Origin of the sequence: Rhodoferax sp. AJA081-3 (genome assembly GCF_017798165.1) — a bacterium.
Lineage (GTDB): Bacteria > Pseudomonadota > Gammaproteobacteria > Burkholderiales > Burkholderiaceae_C > Allorhodoferax.
Map to the genome: position 1 here is coordinate 3,337,071 of NZ_CP059068.1, position 19,820 is coordinate 3,356,890.

The 19,820-nt window shown below is 53.5% G+C and carries 16 protein-coding genes; 11 read left to right on the top strand and 5 right to left on the bottom strand.

Features of this window, described 5'->3' with window-relative positions:
- The first annotated feature begins 27 nt into the window (after nt 1-27).
- The 8 genes from HZ993_RS15705 (at nt 28) to HZ993_RS15740 (ending at nt 11,245) form a co-directional block, all read left to right on the top strand.
- Entirely contained in the window at nt 28-699 is a 672-nt protein-coding gene (locus HZ993_RS15705) for an FHA domain-containing protein (RefSeq protein WP_209393688.1), read from the top strand.
- 55 nt (nt 700-754) lie between these two features.
- Nucleotides 755-3,004, top strand: a complete 2,250-nt coding sequence (locus HZ993_RS15710) for a CHASE2 domain-containing protein (protein ID WP_209393689.1) — start codon at nt 755-757, stop codon at nt 3,002-3,004.
- A 10-nt stretch (nt 3,005-3,014) separates the two neighbouring features.
- Nucleotides 3,015-3,806: a 3',5'-cyclic-nucleotide phosphodiesterase gene (locus HZ993_RS15715; protein ID WP_209393690.1), complete on the top strand. Its 792-nt coding sequence runs from the start codon at nt 3,015-3,017 to the stop codon at nt 3,804-3,806.
- An 86-nt stretch (nt 3,807-3,892) separates the two neighbouring features.
- Nucleotides 3,893-6,223 carry an ATPase, T2SS/T4P/T4SS family gene (locus HZ993_RS15720; RefSeq protein ID WP_371816935.1) on the top strand — a complete coding sequence of 777 codons (2,331 nt, stop codon included), beginning with the start codon at nt 3,893-3,895 and terminating at the stop codon, nt 6,221-6,223.
- A gap of 161 nt (nt 6,224-6,384) precedes the next feature.
- Nucleotides 6,385-6,870 carry a pilin gene (locus HZ993_RS15725; RefSeq protein ID WP_209393692.1) on the top strand — a complete coding sequence of 162 codons (486 nt, stop codon included), beginning with the start codon at nt 6,385-6,387 and terminating at the stop codon, nt 6,868-6,870.
- 63 nt (nt 6,871-6,933) lie between these two features.
- The gene (locus HZ993_RS15730; RefSeq protein WP_209393693.1) at nt 6,934-8,601 is read left to right on the top strand and encodes a PglL family O-oligosaccharyltransferase; all 1,668 of its coding nucleotides are present in this window, start codon (nt 6,934-6,936) and stop codon (nt 8,599-8,601) included.
- Between the two features lie 191 nt (nt 8,602-8,792).
- Nucleotides 8,793-10,145 (top strand): hypothetical protein, encoded by a 1,353-nt coding sequence (locus HZ993_RS15735; protein ID WP_209393694.1) that lies wholly within the window; start codon nt 8,793-8,795, stop codon nt 10,143-10,145.
- A gap of 26 nt (nt 10,146-10,171) precedes the next feature.
- Nucleotides 10,172-11,245, top strand: coding sequence for a glycosyltransferase family 2 protein (locus tag HZ993_RS15740; protein ID WP_209393695.1), 1,074 nt, complete (start codon nt 10,172-10,174; stop codon nt 11,243-11,245).
- Between the two features lie 7 nt (nt 11,246-11,252).
- Here the strand turns inward: HZ993_RS15740 and HZ993_RS15745 are convergent, their stop codons facing one another.
- The 3 genes from HZ993_RS15745 to HZ993_RS15755 form a co-directional block, all read right to left on the bottom strand.
- Complete coding sequence (locus HZ993_RS15745; protein ID WP_209393696.1) at nt 11,253-12,374, bottom strand: glycosyltransferase family 4 protein; 1,122 nt, start codon at nt 12,372-12,374, stop codon at nt 11,253-11,255.
- Between the two features lie 76 nt (nt 12,375-12,450).
- The gene (locus HZ993_RS15750; protein WP_245213653.1) at nt 12,451-13,782 is read right to left on the bottom strand and encodes a sugar transferase; all 1,332 of its coding nucleotides are present in this window, start codon (nt 13,780-13,782) and stop codon (nt 12,451-12,453) included.
- 12 nt (nt 13,783-13,794) lie between these two features.
- The gene (locus tag HZ993_RS15755; protein ID WP_209393697.1) at nt 13,795-14,916 is read right to left on the bottom strand and encodes a glycosyltransferase family 4 protein; all 1,122 of its coding nucleotides are present in this window, start codon (nt 14,914-14,916) and stop codon (nt 13,795-13,797) included.
- Between the two features lie 115 nt (nt 14,917-15,031).
- Between HZ993_RS15755 and HZ993_RS15760 the strand changes: the two genes are divergently transcribed.
- Nucleotides 15,032-16,519, top strand: coding sequence for a Wzy polymerase domain-containing protein (locus HZ993_RS15760; RefSeq protein ID WP_209393698.1), 1,488 nt, complete (start codon nt 15,032-15,034; stop codon nt 16,517-16,519).
- Here the strand turns inward: HZ993_RS15760 and moaC are convergent.
- Nucleotides 16,496-16,984, bottom strand: a complete 489-nt coding sequence (gene moaC / locus HZ993_RS15765) for a cyclic pyranopterin monophosphate synthase MoaC (RefSeq protein WP_209393699.1) — start codon at nt 16,982-16,984, stop codon at nt 16,496-16,498. The two genes, HZ993_RS15760 and moaC, sit on opposite strands and share 24 nt — an antisense overlap.
- 109 nt (nt 16,985-17,093) lie before the next feature.
- Here moaC and tfpZ point away from each other — a divergent pair, with 109 nt between their 5' ends.
- Complete coding sequence (gene tfpZ / locus HZ993_RS15770; protein WP_245213654.1) at nt 17,094-17,873, top strand: TfpX/TfpZ family type IV pilin accessory protein; 780 nt, start codon at nt 17,094-17,096, stop codon at nt 17,871-17,873.
- Between the two features lie 164 nt (nt 17,874-18,037).
- Complete coding sequence (locus HZ993_RS15775) at nt 18,038-19,495, top strand: M48 family metalloprotease (RefSeq protein WP_209398527.1); 1,458 nt, start codon at nt 18,038-18,040, stop codon at nt 19,493-19,495.
- Here HZ993_RS15775 and HZ993_RS15780 read toward each other — a convergent pair.
- On the bottom strand, nt 19,463-19,816 hold the full coding sequence (locus HZ993_RS15780) for a phage holin family protein (protein ID WP_209393700.1): 354 nt from the start codon (nt 19,814-19,816) through the stop codon (nt 19,463-19,465). The two genes, HZ993_RS15775 and HZ993_RS15780, sit on opposite strands and share 33 nt — an antisense overlap.
- Nucleotides 19,817-19,820 lie beyond the last annotated feature (4 nt).

The following is a 19,820-nucleotide window of genomic DNA, read 5'->3' on the forward strand; positions in this document are numbered from 1 at the left end:
AACTAATTACAGAAAAAGGAGTCGATCATGCCGAAAATGATCGTTTCGATCGATGAGGTCGTGATCAAGGAAGTGCAACTTACCAAGGACAAAACCACCTTGGGGCGCAGGCCGTACAACGACATCGTGATCGACAACTTGGCTGTCAGTGGTGAGCATGCCGTGCTTCAGATGAGCGGTGGCGACGTCATTCTGGAAGACCTTAACAGTACCAATGGAACCTACCTGAATGGCAAGGCCGTCAAGAAGCAGCAATTGCAGAACGGCGACAGTATTGAGATAGGCAAATACAAAATCAAATTTGTGGGCGACAGCGAGGCCGACAATTTTGACAAGACCATGGTCGTCAAAGCCAGGCCACCAGCTGGTGCGCCCATGGCAGCGCCGCGGTCGGCGTCTGTGCCGCTATCCGGCGGGGACTCCATTGGCATGGGCGCTTTTACAGCATCGATCAAAGTTCTGTCGGGCGCTGCATCTGGACGTGAAGTTCCGTTGACAAAAGTGGTTACAACCATCGGTAAACCGGGTGTTGCCGTGGCTGCCATTACCCGCCGTCAACAAGGTTTTGTAGTGCACCATGTGGAAGGTGCTGGTAACCCAACACTGAACGGGTCGCCCATCAAGGCGGACCCCGTCTCTTTGAAAAACGGGGATCTCATCGAGTTGGCGGGCACGCAAATGCAATTTGTGCAGACCTGACACACCGTAGTGTTTAGGCTGTGTCCATTGCGCGCCAGTTTTCAAGGTGATGCGCATGAAAACAATAGCTAAGCACTGGCAGCGGATTGCGGTCACACTGATTCCGCTGGTTTTGGTGTTGTTGCATGCCACGGGTGTTATGCCTTTGGGCACCATGCAGAGGCTGGACGATGTCATCTACGACACGCGTCTGCGGGCAACCATGCCCAATACGCTGGACGAGCGGATTGTCATCGTCGACATCGACGAAAAGAGTCTTGCAGAGGTTGGGCGCTTTCCTTGGGGGCGCAACAAGGTCGGCCATCTGGTCGACACTCTTTTCAAGCAGCAACACATTGCGTTGTTGGGTTTTGACATTGTGTTCGCTGAGCCCGACGAAAGCTCGGGACTGAGCCGGCTGAACGAACTGGCGCGCGGCGAGTTCAAAGACCAGGCTGGATTTGCAGAGCGGCTCAAACAGCTGCAACCAGAGTTGGATTACGACGCTCTGTTTGCCAAGGTGCTTGAGAACCGCCCGGTTGTTCTGGGGTACTACTTCAGCAGCGACGGTGATGGACGTACGGTTGGCACTTTGCCATCGCCTGTTATGTCGAAAAACGACCTGAAGGGCAGAAGCGTAGAGGCCTACGCGTGGACTGGTTTTGGCTCCAATATCGACATACTGGCCAAAGCTGCACCAGTGGCAGGGCATTTCAATACCACTCCGGACATTGATGGTGTTGTGCGGTCGTTGCCATTGCTAGCGGAATACAAGGGCGAATACTACGAATCCTTGGCGCTGGCCATGTTTAGGCGGTTGGCAGGTTCACCGAAGGTCGTGCCCGGATTTTCCGACGAACAGTGGTTGTCCCGCAGTTACCAGGGCCTGGACCGAATCATGCTCAAGGAAGGCCAGTCGTCACTCTCTATATCCGTGGACAAGCACATCTCTACCCTTGTACCGTACCGTGGAGCAGGTGGTGTGAAAGGTGGCTCGTTTCGTTATGTGTCGGCTGCCGATGTCTTGGCTGGGCGTTTGCCGGCGGACAGCCTGAAAGACAAAATCGTCCTCGTCGGCACGACGGCACCGGGGCTGCTGGATTTGCGTGTGACCCCGGTAGGCCAGGTCTATCCGGGCGTTGAGGCCCATGCAAATCTCATTTCGGCTTGGTTGGATGACAAAGTTACCCTCAAACCAGACTATGCGATGGGGTATGACGTCTTCGTGCTGATTGTTGCCGGGCTGTTGCTGGCTATTGGCCTACCCTTGCTTTCAGCGCCACGTGCGGTGCTGCTGAGTGTTGGGGTGTTAGCGACGGTCACTGCGCTCAACACGTGGCTCTATATGGGTTTTGGGCTGGTGATGCCTCTGGCAGCAGCCCTGGTCATGACGCTGACCGCATTTGCCTTGAATATGAGCTATGGCTACTTTGTCGAAAGTCGCTCGAAGCGTGAGTTGGCACATTTGTTTGGTACCTACGTCCCGCCTGAGCTTGTTGATGAGATGGTTAAAGACCCCGACAGTTACAGCATGAAAGCCACCAACCGTGAGCTGACGGTGATGTTTTGCGACATGCGTGGCTTTACCAAAATGTCTGAGCAGATGGAGCCCACCCAGCTACAAGAATTGTTGACGGGGGTATTCAGTGAGCTGACTAGCTTGATCCGCGCCAACCGCGGCACTATCGACAAGTACATGGGTGATTGTGTGATGGCATTTTGGGGCGCGCCGGTTGAAACGCCAGAACACGCCAATCTTGCAGTGAAATCCGCCATGGAGATGGCCAGTGCTGTGCGTGGTATCAATGCAGACCACAGGGCGCGTGGACTACCGGAAATTGGCATCGGCATTGGTCTGAATACCGGGACCATGTGCGTGGGTGATATGGGCTCCAATATTCGGCGTGCCTATACCGTCATCGGGGATGCTGTGAACCTGGGCTCTCGACTGGAAGGATTGTCCAAGGTATACGGGGTCGATATGGTGGTGAGCGAAACAACCCGTAAACAGGCGACCGATTTTGCATGGCAAGAGTTGGATCGTGTTCGCGTAAAAGGCAAGGAACAGGCAGTGGCAATTTTCTGGCCCATGGCGCCGACTCCACAACTGGGCGAGGCTGCAAGTACCGAGCTCAAGACTTGGGTCTCCTTCATAAAGGCGTACAGAGCCCAAAATTGGGATCAAGCAGACGTATTGATGCTCAACTTAATGCGCATGAATGCCAAAAAATTCCTTTACCAAATGTACTCCGAGCGGGTAGCCTCCATGCGTTTACTCCCATTTGATCCTGAATGGGACGGCGCAACCAATTTCGAAACCAAGTGAGACGCTCACCGTGAAAGTACGTGTACTCGGATGTTCAGGTGCCATTGCCAAGGATTGCAAGACAACCTCGTTCCTCGTTGACGGTGAGATCCTGGTGGACGCCGGCACGGGTGTGGGTGATCTCACGCTGGATGAAATGCGCAGCATCGACCATGTCCTGTTGACCCACTCCCACTTGGACCATGTTGCGGCACTGCCTTTGATGGTGGATGCTATCGCTGCACAGCGCAAAGCACCTTTAAAAGTTCATGCACTGGCGGGAACCATAGCGGCACTGAGAACCCACATTTTCAACAATGTGATATGGCCTGATTTCTCGCGCATACCCACGGCAGAAGCGCCATTCATAAGCTTTCATGAAATCAAGGTAGGGCAAACGATTCAGCTCTCGAACAAATACATCGAAGTGTTACCCGCGGTGCATACCGTGCCGGCGGCCGGTTTTGCAATCACTGCGGGAAGCGGTTGTTGGGTATTTACGGGGGACACCGAGCGCAACCAAGCCTTTTGGGACCGGGTTAACCAGCTGAATGTTGCCATGCTGGTGATAGAGACGGCTTTTAGCAACCGAGAAAAAGACCTTGCAAAGCGCAGCCTCCATTTGTCTCCTACCGTGCTTGCAAATGAACTCGATTGCATTGCCAAGGGCAAGAACTATCCCATTTACATAACCCATACCAAACCAGCGGAAACAGAATTGATCATGGCTGAAATCCAACGGTTTGACCAAACCCAGCCCTTTGGTCCAAACGTGACGCACGACATCCGCAGGATGCATGCCGGCCAGGAGTTTGACATATGAGTACCGTAGTTACGCCTGGAGCCTCTGATAAAGCATCAGAGCAAGCCTTTTTTGAATCTCAAAAGCAGCCGTCACAGAAGCGGGGCATGACCTTTGAGGCGCTGTTTTACCGACAGCTGCACCACGTCACCGCCCGCATCCACGATACGGAAAATCTTGAGCAAATCATGCTGGAGGCCAGCCAGGATATTTGCAAATTACTCAATGCAGACCGATTGACCCTTTACGCGGTGAATGAGGATCAGACTGCGATTGTTTCCAAGATCAAGACCGGACTCAACAGCAGCAGCGACCTGAAGCTGCCCATCTCGCCCCAAAGCATTGCAGGTTATGTCGCCTTCAGCCGCACCTCGCTGAATTTGCCAGACGTGTATGACGATGAGGCACTCAAGCAGATTCACCCTTCGTTGACCTTCCTGAAGGTGGTGGACAAACGGTCCGGCTACCGTACCAAACAAATGCTGGTTGCGCCCATATTAGAGGGCAAGACTCTGCACGGTGTGCTGCAGGTTATCAACAACAAAAGTGACGAGCCGTTTGGCGATCTGGAGGTGGACGGCGTATCCGAATTGTGCAAGACGCTGGCGACAGCCATTCGGCAACGTGCCAACGGAGCGACCGTCGCACCGCCCAAAAAAGCCACCAAATATGACTCCTTGGTTGCCGACGGGTTGCTGACGGATGAGGAGCTGAACCAATGCATTTCGGACGCGCGCTCCGAGGGCAAGTCTGTAGAACATCTGTTGATGGCGCAATACAAGGTCCGCCCGCTTCAGATTGGCCCGTCATTGGCAAAGTTTTTTGGTGTGCCGTACGAGTCGTTTAATACCGGGCGGATCCGCTCAGAAATGCTGCATGGCTCATTGAAGCGCGAATTTATTGAGGAGCAGGGCTGGATTCCGCTGGAGGAGTCGCCTGAGGGGCTGGTCATCATGTGCATGGACCCCGAGGCCGTGCGCGGCTCCAGGGTGGTCCCACAGGTGTTCCCCCGTATCGCCAAATTCTCCTATCGGGTTACCACGCAGACAGAGTTCCAAGAAACCTTGGGCCAGCTTTTCGGCACGGCGGCAGATACAAGCACCATTGACCAGCTCTTGGCCGACATGGATGGTGGGCCAATCGATGACGGCTCCAACGATGACTCCTTGGAATCTGCAGCAGCGGACAACGAGCTGGTCAAGTTTGTCAACAAGGTCATCATCGACGCCTACAACCAGAAGGTGTCGGACATCCACATCGAGCCCATGCCCGGTAAGTTCAAGACCGGCATCCGCTTCCGCATCGATGGCAGCCTGGTCCCCTATGTTGAGGTGCCAGCCCACTTTCGGTCGGCCATGGTCACGCGCCTGAAGATCATGTGTGACCTGGACATTTCGGAACGCCGCAAGCCCCAGGACGGCAAGATCAAGTTCAAGAAGTACGGTCCGCTGGACATTGAGCTACGCGTGGCCACGATTCCGTCAGCCGGTGGTGTTGAAGACGTGGTGATGCGGATTCTGGCGGCCGGCGAACCGATTCCCATGGAAAAACTGGGGCTAACACCGCACAATAAGGAGCGCTTGGAGGCTACGGTCAGCAAACCTTATGGCCTGTTCTATGTATGCGGCCCAACGGGGTCTGGCAAGACCACGACCTTGCATTCCATCCTCAAGTTCCTCAATACACCGGACACCAAGATCTGGACCGCCGAGGACCCGGTTGAAATTACGCAAAAAGGTCTACGCCAAGTCCAGATCAACAAGAAGGCAGGCATTGACTTTGCCCTGATCATGCGAGCCTTTTTGCGGGCCGACCCAGACATCATCATGGTCGGTGAGTCCCGCGACAAAGAGACGGTGTCCATGGGGGTGGAAGCATCCCTGACTGGCCACTTGGTGTTCTCAACCCTGCACACCAATTCGGCGCCCGAATCCATTACGCGCCTGATGGATATGGGTATGGACCCGTTTAACTTTGCTGATGCGCTCTTAGGTATCCTTGCTCAGCGTCTGGCCAAGAAATTGTGCGATTGCAAGGTTGCCTATGTGCCGGATGCAGACGAGTTCCGCCTTTTCTTGACCGAGTACGCGGAAGAACTGCGTCACTCAAAGGCGTGGAAGGCTGATCTGGAGGGTGAACGCAAAAAGCTAGAGGACAGCTGGCTGAAAACCTATGGGGAAGACGGCAAGGTTAAGCTGTATAAGGCGGTGGGTTGCGACAAGTGCAGCAAGACCGGCTACAAAGGCCGTATTGGTTTGCACGAGCTGCTGGTGGCGGATGACGGTGTCAAGAAGCTCATCCAGGAGCGCGCGCGCGTGGCTGAATTATTTGCGTCTGCCGTAGAGGGAGGCATGCGCACTCTAAAGATGGATGGCATGGAGAAGGTCATGATGGGGCTGACGGATTTGAAGATGGTGCGGCAGGTTTGTATTAAGTGACAAAAATGTCTTCACCAAGAATTGAAGAGACAAAAGATGCGGCAAATTGACTCCATCGCTGCCGATACTGACTATTTTGTATAGATGGCATGGACGAAAAACCTTGGCACGGAATCTGCTGGTCAATGTGTTCCTAGTTCCCTACATCAAAGGAGTTTTATATGAAGCGTTCTATGCAACAGGGTTTTACCCTGATCGAACTGATGATCGTGGTTGCGATTATTGGTATTTTGGCTGCAGTGGCACTGCCTGCATATCAGGATTACACAGTTCGGGCGAAAAATTCAGAAGTTATTTTGGCGGCTTCGGGTTGCCGTACTTCTATTACCGAAACCATTCAATCGGCAGCAGTATCTTTGCCGGCGGATAATGGTTGGGGTTGTGAGTCGTCGGTTCCTACATCACAATATGTCGCGTCCGTTGCGACCACCAGCACTGGCGTTATCACAGTGACGAGTCAAAATATCCCAAATACTGGCAATCCAGTAACAACTGGTGGAACAGTTCAGCTGATCCCCACCAAAGACTCCGCAGGCGCCCAATTCGCCAACAGCGATGTGAGCCTTACAGTTTATAAATGGACTTGCGGTGGCGGTACGACTTCGATCACTCCAAAGTTTCTGCCTGGTTCTTGCCGCGGCAACTGAGTTGAACTCACGGTTGAACAAACGCCCCTCTGGGGCGTTTTTTTTTGAATGACTTGCTTCTCGATGCCATTCTTTTTCTTTTTCTTTTTGTTTGCCAGTTGGCTGCAGCCACTGCATTTCCCACCGTGGGTCAGTTGGCACAGTGAAATACTGGCTTTTCTGGCAGTCCTCTTCTCTGCGTGGCAACTAATAATCGTCTCTGCAAAACGAGGGGCGTGGCCTACGATTCCTCTCCCCATTCCAGCCGCGATGTTGTTGGGAATCGGTCTGCTGATTGGGCTTCAATGGTTGGTAGGGTTGGTGCCGTTTGTTGGCGACATCTATGTGTTCGGAGCATATATCTTGCTCTGTACTGCAGCAATGACTCTAGGCTATCTAAGTGGTCAACGGCGACATGAGCTGATTCACGGAATAGCAGTCGTTATTCTTTTGGGTGCGCTGGTTTCTGCGACTATTTCCTTGATGCAGGCATTTGAGCTATCCCAAGGCGTCAATTGGATCAACAGCATGCGGGAGGCACGGCGGCCGGGTGCTAATCTGGCGCAACCGAATCAGCTAGCCACTTTACTGCTTATGGGTTTAGCTAGCGTTTTATTCCTGTTTGAGTTGCGCAAGTTTGGCATGTTGCCCGCAGCGCTGATGTCATTCCTACTCTTGTTAAGTCTGGCTGCCACGGAATCAAGGGCTGGACTGCTTGGTTTCTCTGTCCTGAGTGTTTGGTGGTTTGCAAAGTACAAATCCATTGGTGCTCAATTAAGGCCATGGACGATGGCCTTAATTGGCGTAATTTACCTAGTCTTGTACTGGAGTTGGCCAATATTGATGGGAGAGGTCTTTCAGCTAACGGGAGGAGTACTCCCGGTCAACTCAGTAGCGTACCATCGGTGGATCATCTGGCCACAGCTGTTGCAGGCGGTCCTGTTACGGCCATGGTGGGGTTGGGGCGCGGGGCAAGTTTCAACCGCACACAACGCGGTAGTGGACGCCTATCTCACTAGTGAGGCCTATACCTATGCACACAATATTTTGATAGATGCTGCGCTGGGATTTGGTCTGCCTATCACCATCCTGCTGATGCTTTTCGCTGGCGTCTGGCTTTGGCGCCGAATTCAAGCCGCAAGGCAATTGATGCCCTGGTACTGCCTGGCCGTCACAATTCCTGTAGCAACACATTCTTTGGTGGAGTTTCCATTCGCGTATGCATACTTCCTTGTGCCGGTAATGTTTACACTGGGTGCGCTAGAAGGAGTATTGAACGTCAAGCCTGCCTTGCAACTTCATGCAAAGCCAGTTGGGATGGGGCTTCTGGTAGCCACTGTTCTGTTGATATGGTCCTTTTTCGAATACCTGAAAATAGAAGAGGATTTTCGCGTTGTGCGTTTTGAGGCCTTACGCGTTGGACAAACTCCACCAGGCTATCAGCGGCCAAACGTCTATGTTCTCACGCAACTGGATGCACTGCTAAATGGCGGCCGAATTGTGGCAAGACCCAATATGCCTGAACAGGAAATCGAATTGGCCAAAGCGGTAGCCCTGCGATTTCCATGGCCAGCAACCCAGAATCGGTATGCTGTAGCTTTGGCGCTTAATGGCAATCCGCAAGAGGCTGCTCGCCAGATGCGCGTCATGCGGGCACACCACGGGCCCAAAGTTTATGCAAAAATCAGAGCCGCCTGGATCTTGTTGGCGAACGAAAAGTACCCACAATTGCAGGAAATGCAATTGCCCTGATACGCTGATGACAAATAGTAATTTACTGAGTAAGTTTCATCTTCTATATAGCCAGGATATATAGGGCCTGGTGCATAGACTAAGACGAGCTACTGGTTAATTTTCTCAGTTGCAGTACTAAAATCAAAAGTGATTCGCCTGATCGTTCGATGTGTCAAATAAAACGAGGGTGGTCGTGCGGTATTTTAAAAATGAAACGACTCGCTTCATGGTTAGGTGTTGATCGAGCAATTTTCTTCACGGTTTTGACACGGGTATGGAGTGCGAGCGCCGGATTGATAACCATTGCGCTGGTATCCCAATATTTGTCACCCGAGTTACAGGGGTATTACTACACATTCTGCAGTTTGATTGCACTGCAGGTTTTTGCTGAACTTGGACTTACATATACGATAGTTCAGTTCACTAGTCATGAGATGGCAAGACTCGCCTGGTCTGCGGAGGATTACATCGTCGGTGATCCTATCGCGAAGAGACGCCTGCAATCACTCATTTTTTCCGCCTTGAAATTGCTCAGTGTGTTTTCCGTCGTAGTGGTTGTACTACTCGCTATCACTGGGTTGCTCTTCTTTGGTGCGGTCGATCCTGCAAATGTGTCGACGTTAGAAATAATGCTCCCTTGGCTTATATTGGTCATATTTACAGCGCTGAACATGATTCTTAATGCGATAGTAGCGGCAATAGAGGGCGGCGGAAGAGTTGCCGATGTCGCTGTTCTCCGGCTCTGTCAGTCAATATTTTCAGTTGCAGTTACATGGCTACTATTGAGATCCGGTGGCAACTTATTTGCGTTAGCGGCTAGTAGCATAGTCTTGGTGGTTGTCAGTTTCATCTGGTTGTGGTTGAACTTTCGGAAGTGCATTAAAGATATCTATCGTCTTAATTCCGATGTTCCTGGAATAGATTGGAGGGCTGAGGTCTGGCCTTTTCAGTGGAGAATGGCAGTAAGCAACATCAGTGGATTCTTCATTTTCCAGCTGTTTACCCCGATTCTGTTTCTCAGTCATGGTCCGATCGCTGCCGGTCAGATGGGTATGACCATGCAAATCGTCGGTGCAATGAATGGAATTGCAATCGCTTGGATTGCAACAAAGAGCCCAATGTATGGAAAATTAGTAGCCACAAACGAATTTTCGGTACTTGATAAATTATTCTTTCGCGGAGTCTTGCAGTCTCTCGCGTTATTGCTGCTTGGTAGCAGCACAGTTTTCGCTACCGTCAAATACCTGGAGAGCATTTCGTCCCCGTATATTGAGCGAGTATTACCACCATATCTCTTCGCAGCTTTGATGTTGGTCGGCTTGGTTGGCCATGTATTATCTTCGGAGGCTTTCTATCTGCGTGCGCACAAAAATGAACCATTTATGGGGCTGTCTGTATTCCTAGGAGTTTTGACGGCATTCCTGGCAATAGTGATGATTCCCGATTTTGGGGCAGCGGGTGCAGTGATATCTTACGCAATTCCAACTCTATTAATTGGGTTGCCGTGGGGGACAATAGTCTTTATTAAGTCCCGTAATAAATTCAACTTATTTGAACAATGAATCTGTCGAAACCAGTGCTCCGTGAGATGAAACAAGAGTACCAAAGGCAACCTCTTGTTTCGATTTGCATCCCAACCTACAACCGGGCCGATAGTATTGAAACGCTGTTTTCAAGTCTCAAAAAAATCAAGGAAAATCATGGCAGTGATATAGAAATCTGTTTATCAAACAACAAATCTTCGGATAATACAGATCAAACAATTGCTAAATGGAAATATTTACTTGATTTAAAGGTGATTGTGCAAGCCACCAATATAGGTGGAACTCTTAACGCGATAGAAGTTACTAAACTTGCAACAGGGCGGTGGATACAAATAATTGGGGACGATGATATTTTCTATCCTGATGAGTTCAGTTGTCTTGTTGGTTTTTTGAAAAAACAAAAACCAGAAACCTGGGTTCTTGTTGGGGTCAAGGGCGCGATCGAACAAGAAAAGCTCTTTGACAGTCTGACCAGCGGGAGTTACCCTTCAAGACTCTTTCGGAGAATATTAGTGCAAAGCAGCTTAAATCCATATGGGTTTATTGGCATGCATATTATCCCATCTACTTGGATGAGTGAATATCATCAACTATCGTTGAATAATACACGTGGATGGCCGCATCTAGCGCTATTCGTGCGATACCTACTAAAGAGCGGAGATGTTTTTATTTACAAAAAAAACGTTGTTGAACAAGCCGTTGGGGCCAGTGTTCTATTTTGGAATATCGGCGACTGGGTTCGAGTGGGGCTGGGAAGAGTTGATCTTGTAGATGGTATAGAGGTTGAAATGAGATCTAACCCCCATTTTCTCCATTTGATTGTGTTACGAGAGATCTATGCTCGCGCCGGTGTAAAAAATATGATTCTATGGAAGGCCTTGGAAGAGCAGGACTTCAACGAAAATGCGACCAAAGAATATTTGAGCCGCTATTGCTATCTCGGGATTAGCTCGATACTTACACTTCCCCACAGCGTGCTTTTAATGTTTCTTCGGTTTATTCCAGCAAGAATCATAAAATTCACTATGTTTAGACTCGGGTATGGAAGAATAATAACTGACTACGACTTGCGAAAGTCAACCATGACCGAATTTGATGGAATAAAGAGAGTCTTGTAACCACCATTTATGTCGATTTTTTTGGGTTCATCAATACTTTCTCGTATTGTTGTATTACTTGTGCAAGATGGTATGCGTGAGCACGAAACCTAGTGTTTGAATTGTGTTCACTGAGTAATTCCTCGGAAATGGCGTGAGCCAAAGCAGGTATATCTGCAACAGGAACTAGTCGGCCCCACCTGCCGTGTTCCAAAATTTCACTGGGTCCGGAAGGGCAGTCTGTAGAAACAACTTTACATCCGCATGCCATGGCTTCAATCAGAGCTCCCGGCAAGCCCTCGTGTAGCGAGGATAGAACAAAAAGGTCCGCTTGGCGCATCCAGGCGTATGGGTTGTCAGTGAACCCGTAAAGGCAGACCCGATCCCCAAGACGGTGGTGTTCTATGAGTGCCTGCAATGATGGTCGTTCGGGGCCATCTCCAAGGATGACCAATTTGGCGGGGAAGTCGGAAGCGATTTCAGCAAATGCCGCAATGAGAAGGTCAAAACCCTTGGCCGGCACTAGCCGCCCAACCGCCAGTACAAGTTTTGAGTGGCGTGGTTCCAACCAAGGGTGATGAACCGGCTCCATACTCATGCGCAAAACTTCGTCGGTCACAACCGGATTACCAATCACCAAAAGCCTAGGTTGCAGACGCGGCATCAATGCCGCAAGTCCACTGGCTACACCTGCAGAGACACAAACAACTGCATCGGCACGAGGGTAGATAGTTCGCAAGGCCAAGAGGAAGACGTTCCAGTAGAAGCGATTCACCGCTGATTTGACCAGCCCCAGCGTGTTGTGCTCGGACAAGACAACGCGAGTTTTGGTACCGGAAAGCCAACCTGCAACGACTGCTACGCAATTGGTGTGGAATATTGCACTGAGAAGTGCATCGGGGCGTCGTAGGCGCAGGTATCGGATTAAAGGCAGTATGCCAAACAATGCGCGACTTGCCCCCAGGTTGATGATGCGAATCCTCGAGTCGACTTCCTTGCGATAGGGGCCGCGGTCGGACAGTACCAGTAGATCGACGTCGTGACCCCGCTCCACGAGGCCCTGCGCAAGTCGGATCGTTACGCGTTCTGCACCGCCCGCCTCAAAGTTGGGTATGAAAAGTGCAATTCGAATAGAGCTCTGCGACATCATCTCGTAATTGGTGCTTGCTACGCGCTGTGCAAACACAGTACCGGGAATAGATATTGAGGACGAATAACGCAGAGCACTAGCGAGCCCCAAATCCACTGGCCACAATGCGCAATGTCTTGTAGGCTATCAACAAATCCAGTGCCACTGAATAGTGCGCGACGTAATAGAGGTCGTAACTGAGCTTAATGGCTGTTTCCTCTTCGTTGCCTGCATAGCCCTGCAGCACTTGCGCCCATCCCGTAATTCCGGGGCGGACCAAGTGCCGGTAGGGATAGGCGGGAATACGTGTCGCAAACTTATCGACCAAAGCCCGCTGCTCGGGACGGGGCCCGATAAGGCTCATTTCGCCCTTCAATACATTCCAGAATTGAGGCAATTCGTCAAGTCGCATGCGGCGAATGAACTGCCCCACAGGGGTAATGCGGCTGTCTCCAGGTGAGGCAAACAGCCCGTCCTCGGTGGCGACGTTTAGCCGCATGCTGCGGAACTTCCAAATCTTGAAACTACGGCCATTCAGGCCCACACGTGTCTGGGAGAAAAAAATGGGACCGGGAGAGCTAACGCCAACAGCGAGCGCCACCAGGATGCACAGCGGCAGCCAGAGTGGCGCAGTTACCAGTACGGATATGGCATCGATCGCGCGCTTGATTACGTCGTAAGCGGGGTTACCGTCCAACTCCCAAAGCTCATCCTGTTCGGTTGGCAACATTTTCCGACCAGTGAGTAGCTCTGCGACGGCCTCCACGCTGTATAAGCGCATGTGGCTGAGCTTGAGTTTACCTAGCAACTGGCTGCGCTCGGAGCTGGCCGCAATTCGGCGGTCGAGTATGGCACCATCAAATACCAGAAGGTTCGCAACGTCTTCGGCACCTGTAGGCATTGGATGCAATTCAATGTCATGACCACTCCAACTGCCCTCGCCGCACCATTGAGTCAATTGGTCGGCAACACCTGGATCCACGCAGACCAATCGTTGCGTACGGCTTTGTTTGCGAAGGCGGTCACCTGCCACAAACCACATGGTGCAAAGGAGGTAGACCAATAAAACAGCGCCGCGCGAATAAGGCTGGTGGAATAAGGCAAATCCCAGCATCAGTAATAGGAAGGGTGCCATGGTAGTCACCAACAGCATGCTGGTACGTTCGGCCGAAGGCAAGCCAGCGCCCCGGTAAATCCAGTGTGTGCAAAGAAGATAGGGCAATGTGCACCACAGAACTGTTTCTGCAAATTCGAGGGTCACCCAGCCGAGCCGCATCAACCCTATGGCGATGGCATAACTTAGTGCTAGCGTAATGCCCCCGGCAAAAGACCATACCAGCTGGGCGCTTTGTCTTCGTGCGGTTGACGAAGCCAATGTATCGCGATCAGCGCGCGACCGAAGCGGATCGTGTGTGGTGGGCATAGTCATAGGGTCGGACATTCATTCTGCATCAATCATTGTCAGATACCGCTGCGCTATACACGCGGCCATTTGTGTATCACTAAAGCTGGCAAGATAACGCGCCCTACTCGCGTGGCCCATGCGTATCCTGAGCGCAGGATCACCCTGCAATCGGTCTAGACAACGGGTTAAGGCTGTGTGGTTTCCTGCTGGCACCAAAAATCCGTTCACACCATCTTCAACCAGCTCGCGGACGCCACCGACATCACTAGCCACAATTGGCAGACCCGCACACATGGCCTCAATAATTGCCAGTGGAAGACCTTCGTATCGGGAGCACAGAACAAAGACCCCGGCCTGTGCTAGCAGTTGTGGCACCTTGCGACTGAGGCCCAAGCAGTCAACATGCAAATACTTGTCCGGAGTCCCGGACAGCACCCGTTTGCGAAAACCGGGCGAATCGGTTCCTTCTCCGACCAACACCAATCGAAAAGAAGTGATGGAATTCTGATAGGACTCAAGCAGGAGATCATGGTCTTTTGCGTGACAAACACGCGCCACCATGATGACATTTGAATTGTGTTCCACTCGCGCAAGGCAGCCGTGATCCCGAATACCGTTATGAACCGTGAGGCAGCGATTGGGGTTAAGCCCCAGCCGTTCCAACCCCTCGTGCCGATCTGCATTCGAGACAAAAATATAAGATGTGCGAGGAATGATGGATAACATCCGCTCCACCCCGTACACGATGCTACTCTGGAACTTCGCGCGACCGGCACCGAATCCCCAGCCGTGAACTGTATATAGGCATGGCAAACGAAGGGCATAGGCAGCCAAACGTGCGATCATCCCTGCCTTGCTGCTATGGGCATGCAAAAGAGCAGGGCGCTCAGACCGGACAATCCTCAGGAATGCCAGCAAGCATTGGAAGTCACGCACAAAGTTAATGCTGCTCCTGAGTGTGGGAACAACCGTGCTCGGGATACTTTTCTCCAATAGGGCCTGACGTACTGGGCCGTCTTCCCCAAAGACGATGAATAGATCGAAGTCGGCCTCCAACCTGGTGACAAGTGTCAGCACGTGAATGGGTGCGCCGGCCCAATCCGCATTGGTGGAAATGATAAGTATCTTCTTGCGGACAGCAGACAATTGACTTCCCATTACTCCATTCCTCATCAGATTGCCGCTTGTAGAAGCCCAATGGTAAGGCCATTGCAGTGAAAATACCCGCTTCGCTCACTTGTTCGCGCGGCTGCATTCTCCGGTGAATCGTCTCATGCCCACACTCGGTGTCTTTTTTCTGCTCACGCTTCCTTGGCTCAACCCTTTTTCGTTTGGGCCAACACCTGCTGTGGTTCCGTGGCTGTTCTCCATGGTTTGCGCTGGTGCGGTGGTGGGAATTGGATTGGCAGTCGGGACACGTCAAGGCACGGAGGGATGGGTGCGCGCCTTCGTTGACTCCTGGCTGGCGGCTGCTTTGATCAGCGCCGTCATCGGGTTGATCCAGTACTTCGGAGCAAGTGATGTTTTGTCACCATGGGTGAGTGGCACCGGACTTGGGGAGGCGTATGGCAATTTGCGCCAACGCAATCAGTTCGCCACGCTCATGGCGATTGGTATGGCGGCACTGGCGTGGTGGGTGGTGCAAGGCGGTTCGTGGCGAGTGGCTGGTGCGGCCGCAACCTTGCTGGCCTTGGGCAGCGTCGCGTCTTCATCTCGAACCGGTCTTTTGCAGTGGGTTTTGCTTGCAGTGTTTGCCGCGCAGTGGGAAGGGTGTCGCCGTGCTGCATTGCGGCGTGTGTTGTTGGTCGCGGTTGTGGCATACGGTGCGGGAGCTGTCGTTCTCCCGTGGTTGGCCGGGCTGGATCCGATGAACAGCGGTGCCTGGGCCCGGCTGCGGTCTGGTGACGCGGCCTGTATGGGGCGTCTGACGTTGTGGTCCAACGTGTTACATCTCATAGCTCAGAAGCCTTGGTTTGGCTGGGGCTGGGGTGGTTTGGACTACGCACACTTCGTTACGCTGTATCCCGGCGCGCGGTTTTGCGACATCTTGGATAACGCCCACAACCTGCCATTGCATTTGGCCGTTGAATTGGGGGTGCCGATTTCCCTAACAATATGTGGCGCCGGTCTATGGGTCATGCTGCGGGCAAGGCCGTGGTCTGAAACGAACCCGACGCGGCAAATGGCGTGGGCGGTTCTAGCTCTCATTGGGGTGCACAGTCTGTTGGAGTACCCGCTTTGGTATGGGCCGTTTCAGATCGCTGCAGGTTTGTCGGCTTGGCTATTGTGGCGTGAGCCTGGCGCGGCGGTGAATTCGGCACAAGGCGTTGTGCGAGGTTGGCTTATAGCCCCCGTATGGAATACTTTGATTGCTACACTTCTAATAGCAACGAGCGGCTACATTGCGTGGGACTATTGGCGGGTTAATCAGTTGTACTTGGGGCATGCAGAGCGTACAAGTGCTTACCGAGACAATACACTGGAAAAACTTCGGGGTTCTTGGCTTTTCAAGAGTCAGGTTCAGTTTGCCGAGCTCACCACGATGCAGCTTACGCAAGATAACGCCACCTATGCATTTGATCTGGCACAACAGGTGTTGCATTTTTCTCCCGAACCTCGAGTGGTAGAAAGGTTGATTGAGAGTGCCGTCATGCTGGGGCGGGACCAAGATGCGGCTTTTTATCTGAATCGCTACAGGGCCGCCTTTCCTGTGGCACATGCGCAGTGGACTGCGGACTCAGTTCGCTATAAAGCTCCCTGACTTTCCGCCATGCTTTTCCTCTAGTTTGACATCAGAAATGATCATGCCCCGGTCCACCGCCTTGCACATATCGTAAATGGTGAGCAGTGCGACCTGCACTGCCATCAGTGCTTCTATCTCGACGCCTGTGGAGCCAACTGTTTCAGCTGTGGCTGTGCACAGAACATGAGCTTTCTGCTCTGCATTGGACGAAACCACGACAAACTCCACCGCCACACGGGTTAGTGCAATTGGGTGGCATAAGGGAATCAGGTCGCTGGCTCGTTTTGCACCTTGTATTCCGGCAATACGGGCGATTCCGAGGACATCCCCTTTTTTTGAGGTTCCAGATTCGATGAGTGCCAAGGTAGCTGGCAACATTTCGATGCGCCCGCTGGCAAGTGCAATTCGGTGGGTGGCCGGTTTGGCGGCAACGTCCACCATATGGGCTTGGCCTTTGGCGTCAAAATGTGTAAGGGGCTGCATTGTGATGTGTGTATTGAAAAAATGGAGGATTGCCCTACATTCGGGAACGGTAAACTTTACCTGACCTTCACGCTAGCCCGGTCGAGTGTCGATTAACCTTTACTGAATCATGAACGGAACAATGAAATCATCTGCATTCTGGCGTGATCGGCTCAAGGCCAGTGCCATCCATTTATCTGGCAGTCTGCTCATAGCCGCGCTGGCTGGGGCCCTGGTCTTTGGTGTTTGGTACCCTTATCCGTATCGTGAAATCTCTGGTGGACGGGAGTTGTTCTGGCTGGTTGTGAGTGTGGACGTGGTGCTTGGGCCGCTCATCACCCTGGCGGTATTTAATCGCAAAAAGCCATTTACTGAATTGCGACGGGATTTGTTGATTGTCGTGTTATTGCAGTTAGGGGCCTTGGCCTACGGTCTTTGGACCGTCAGTGTGGCACGACCTGTGCACATGGTTTTTGAAATCGATCGGTTTCGCGTCGTGCACGCCATCGAAGTTCCTACTGAGATGGTGGGTAGAGCACCGTCTGGCGTAGAGGCATTGCCGGTTACTGGTCCTACGCTGTTGGCTGTGCGGCCATTCCGTAGCAACCAAGAAAACGCGGACGCTACTCTGGCCGCTGTGCAAGGTCTACAGTTGGGCTATAGACCCGATCTCTGGCAACCATACGCTGATGCAGTTCCCGAGGTTCTGAAAGCCGCTCGTCCATTGAGTTCGCTCAAAAGTCGTTTTGCAGGCCGCGCAGCCGAAATTGATAGCCTGTTGTCAAAAGCGGGAGCCAAGCCTGACAGCGTGGTGTATTTGCCCCTGGTAAGTCGCAGCTACTTCTGGACCGTCTTTCTGGACTCGGGCGACGGCCGTGTCATCGCAACCATGCCTCTGGACCCATTTTGACCAAGTACGTCAAGACAAATCGCCTGCTAGCCCTCGTCCATGCTATACAGGTAGCTATTATTTGCATAGCAACTTGGGGGCCCCTGCCAGCCTTTGCCCAAGCCACGACCACGGGCAGTGCAACCGCCAGCTCTGCCCTACCCAACCTGGGCGACGGCACCGACATGACCCCCAACGTGGAGCGGCGCCTGGGAGACCGCATTGTCCGTGAGCTCTACCGCGACCCGGACTACGTGGACGACGCAGTGCTGATGGAATATGTGCAGGGCATCTGGCAACCCCTGCTGGCCGCAGCCCGCCAGCGCGGGGAACTGCCGCCCGAACAGGACGAGGCCTACGCATGGGAAGTCCTGCTGGGCCGCGACCGCTCGGTCAACGCCTTTGCGCTGCCAGGTGCGTATTTTGGCCTGCACCTGGGCTTGGTGGGCATCGTGACCAGCCGCGACGAGCTGGCTTCGGTGATGGCCCACGAGTTGAGCCACGTCACGCAGCGCCACATCTCCCGCATGATGACCCGCCAAAGCCAGCAGGCACCGTGGATGCTGGGCGCCTTGATACTCGGTGTGCTGGCCGCCAGCAAAGACCCCAGTGCCGCCAACGCCGTGATCATGGGTAGCCAGGCCGCGGGTGCACAAGCCCAACTCAATTTCTCGCGCGATATGGAGCGTGAGGCCGATCGCGTGGGCTTTGCGGTGGCCACCCAGGCCGGTTTTGCGCAGCAGGGGTTTGTGACCATGTTTGGCAAGCTGCAGCAGGCCTCGCGCCTGAACGACTCCGGCAACTTCCCTTACCTGCGCAGCCACCCCCTGAGCACTGAACGTATGGCCGACATGCAGTCCCGCATCGAGCTGCCGGATGCTGCCAGCCCTGCGCCTGTCTCGGCCCGCAAAAACGTGCAGGAAACCGACCACGCCATGATGGCCGCGCGCGCGCGGGTGTTATCCAATTACACCGTCGATGCGCTGCGCACCTGGGCGGTGGAGGTGGAGCCCGCCCACCTGGCCAAGGCGACCCCGGCGCAGCAGGCGGCATCACTTTATGGCGCCACTTTGGCGGCTATCAAGCTGCGCGACTACAAGGATGCCCAGACCCAATGGACCCGTTTGTCGGACACGGTGCGCAACGATCCGGTGGCAGCGCGCCTGGCCCGGCTGCTGGGTGCGGAACTCCGGCTAGCCCAGGGTGACAGTGCCGCAGCACTGGCCCTGTTGCAAAGCGGCGCCAAACTGAACGACAAGACCAGCCGCGCAGAACTATTCCTGGCCGCACAGGCGCACGTCCAGCTGGGCGCGGCGGCGGGCCAACAACGCCCCGCCAGCAGCCTGACCACCATGAGCCAACAATTGCAAACCTGGGTGGCCGACCACCCGCGCGACGCCCAGGCCTGGCAATTGCTCTCCAGCACCTATGCCGCCGAAGGCCGCACGCTCAGCTCCATCCGCGCGCAGGCCGAGGTCAATGTCGCCCAGCTGGATTACCCCGCTGCGCTGAGCCGTTTCAAGACCGCACAGGACTGGGCGCGCAAGGGTGGTGCCGGCACGGACCACTTCGAGGCGTCCATCGTCGACACCCGCACCCGCCAGGTGGAATCAATTGTTCGGGAACAGGCGCTGGAGCGCTGAGTCGATGACGATGGCCAGCACCGAGTAGATCAACGAGCCAATGAGCGCCGCTGCGAATCCGCTCACGTTGAAGCCGGCCAGCAGACTGGCCGCCGCCCAGAACATCAGCGCATTGATGACAAACAGGAACAGGCCCAGGGTGACTACGGTCACCGGCAGCGTCAGGATGACCAGAATGGGCCGCAACACGGAATTCAACAAGCCTATGACCAGGGCCGCGATCAAGGCGGACGAATAACTCTGGATCTGCACGCCGCTGTACAGGTAAGCCACGGCCAGGAGGGCGGCTGCGCTGAGCAGCCATTTTGCGAGGAGTTTCATGCGC

Bases quoted from the DNA above. Each gene is read 5' to 3' on its own strand.
- HZ993_RS15720 (WP_371816935.1), top strand. From the start codon at position 3,893: ATGACCTTTGAGGCGCTGTTTTACCGACAGCTGCACCACGTCACCGCC.
- HZ993_RS15760 (WP_209393698.1), top strand. From the start codon at position 15,032: ATGCCCACACTCGGTGTCTTTTTTCTGCTCACGCTTCCTTGGCTCAAC.
- HZ993_RS15735 (WP_209393694.1), top strand. From the start codon at position 8,793: ATGAAACGACTCGCTTCATGGTTAGGTGTTGATCGAGCAATTTTCTTC.
- moaC (WP_209393699.1), bottom strand. From the start codon at position 16,984: ATGCAGCCCCTTACACATTTTGACGCCAAAGGCCAAGCCCATATGGTG.
- HZ993_RS15705 (WP_209393688.1), top strand. From the start codon at position 28: ATGCCGAAAATGATCGTTTCGATCGATGAGGTCGTGATCAAGGAAGTG.
- HZ993_RS15775 (WP_209398527.1), top strand. From the start codon at position 18,038: ATGACCCCCAACGTGGAGCGGCGCCTGGGAGACCGCATTGTCCGTGAG.
- tfpZ (WP_245213654.1), top strand. From the start codon at position 17,094: ATGAACGGAACAATGAAATCATCTGCATTCTGGCGTGATCGGCTCAAG.
- HZ993_RS15780 (WP_209393700.1), bottom strand. From the start codon at position 19,816: ATGAAACTCCTCGCAAAATGGCTGCTCAGCGCAGCCGCCCTCCTGGCC.
- HZ993_RS15710 (WP_209393689.1), top strand. From the start codon at position 755: ATGAAAACAATAGCTAAGCACTGGCAGCGGATTGCGGTCACACTGATT.
- HZ993_RS15745 (WP_209393696.1), bottom strand. From the start codon at position 12,374: ATGATGTCGCAGAGCTCTATTCGAATTGCACTTTTCATACCCAACTTT.
- HZ993_RS15740 (WP_209393695.1), top strand. From the start codon at position 10,172: ATGAAACAAGAGTACCAAAGGCAACCTCTTGTTTCGATTTGCATCCCA.
- HZ993_RS15725 (WP_209393692.1), top strand. From the start codon at position 6,385: ATGAAGCGTTCTATGCAACAGGGTTTTACCCTGATCGAACTGATGATC.
- HZ993_RS15750 (WP_245213653.1), bottom strand. From the start codon at position 13,782: ATGACTATGCCCACCACACACGATCCGCTTCGGTCGCGCGCTGATCGC.
- HZ993_RS15755 (WP_209393697.1), bottom strand. From the start codon at position 14,916: ATGGGAAGTCAATTGTCTGCTGTCCGCAAGAAGATACTTATCATTTCC.
- HZ993_RS15730 (WP_209393693.1), top strand. From the start codon at position 6,934: ATGCCATTCTTTTTCTTTTTCTTTTTGTTTGCCAGTTGGCTGCAGCCA.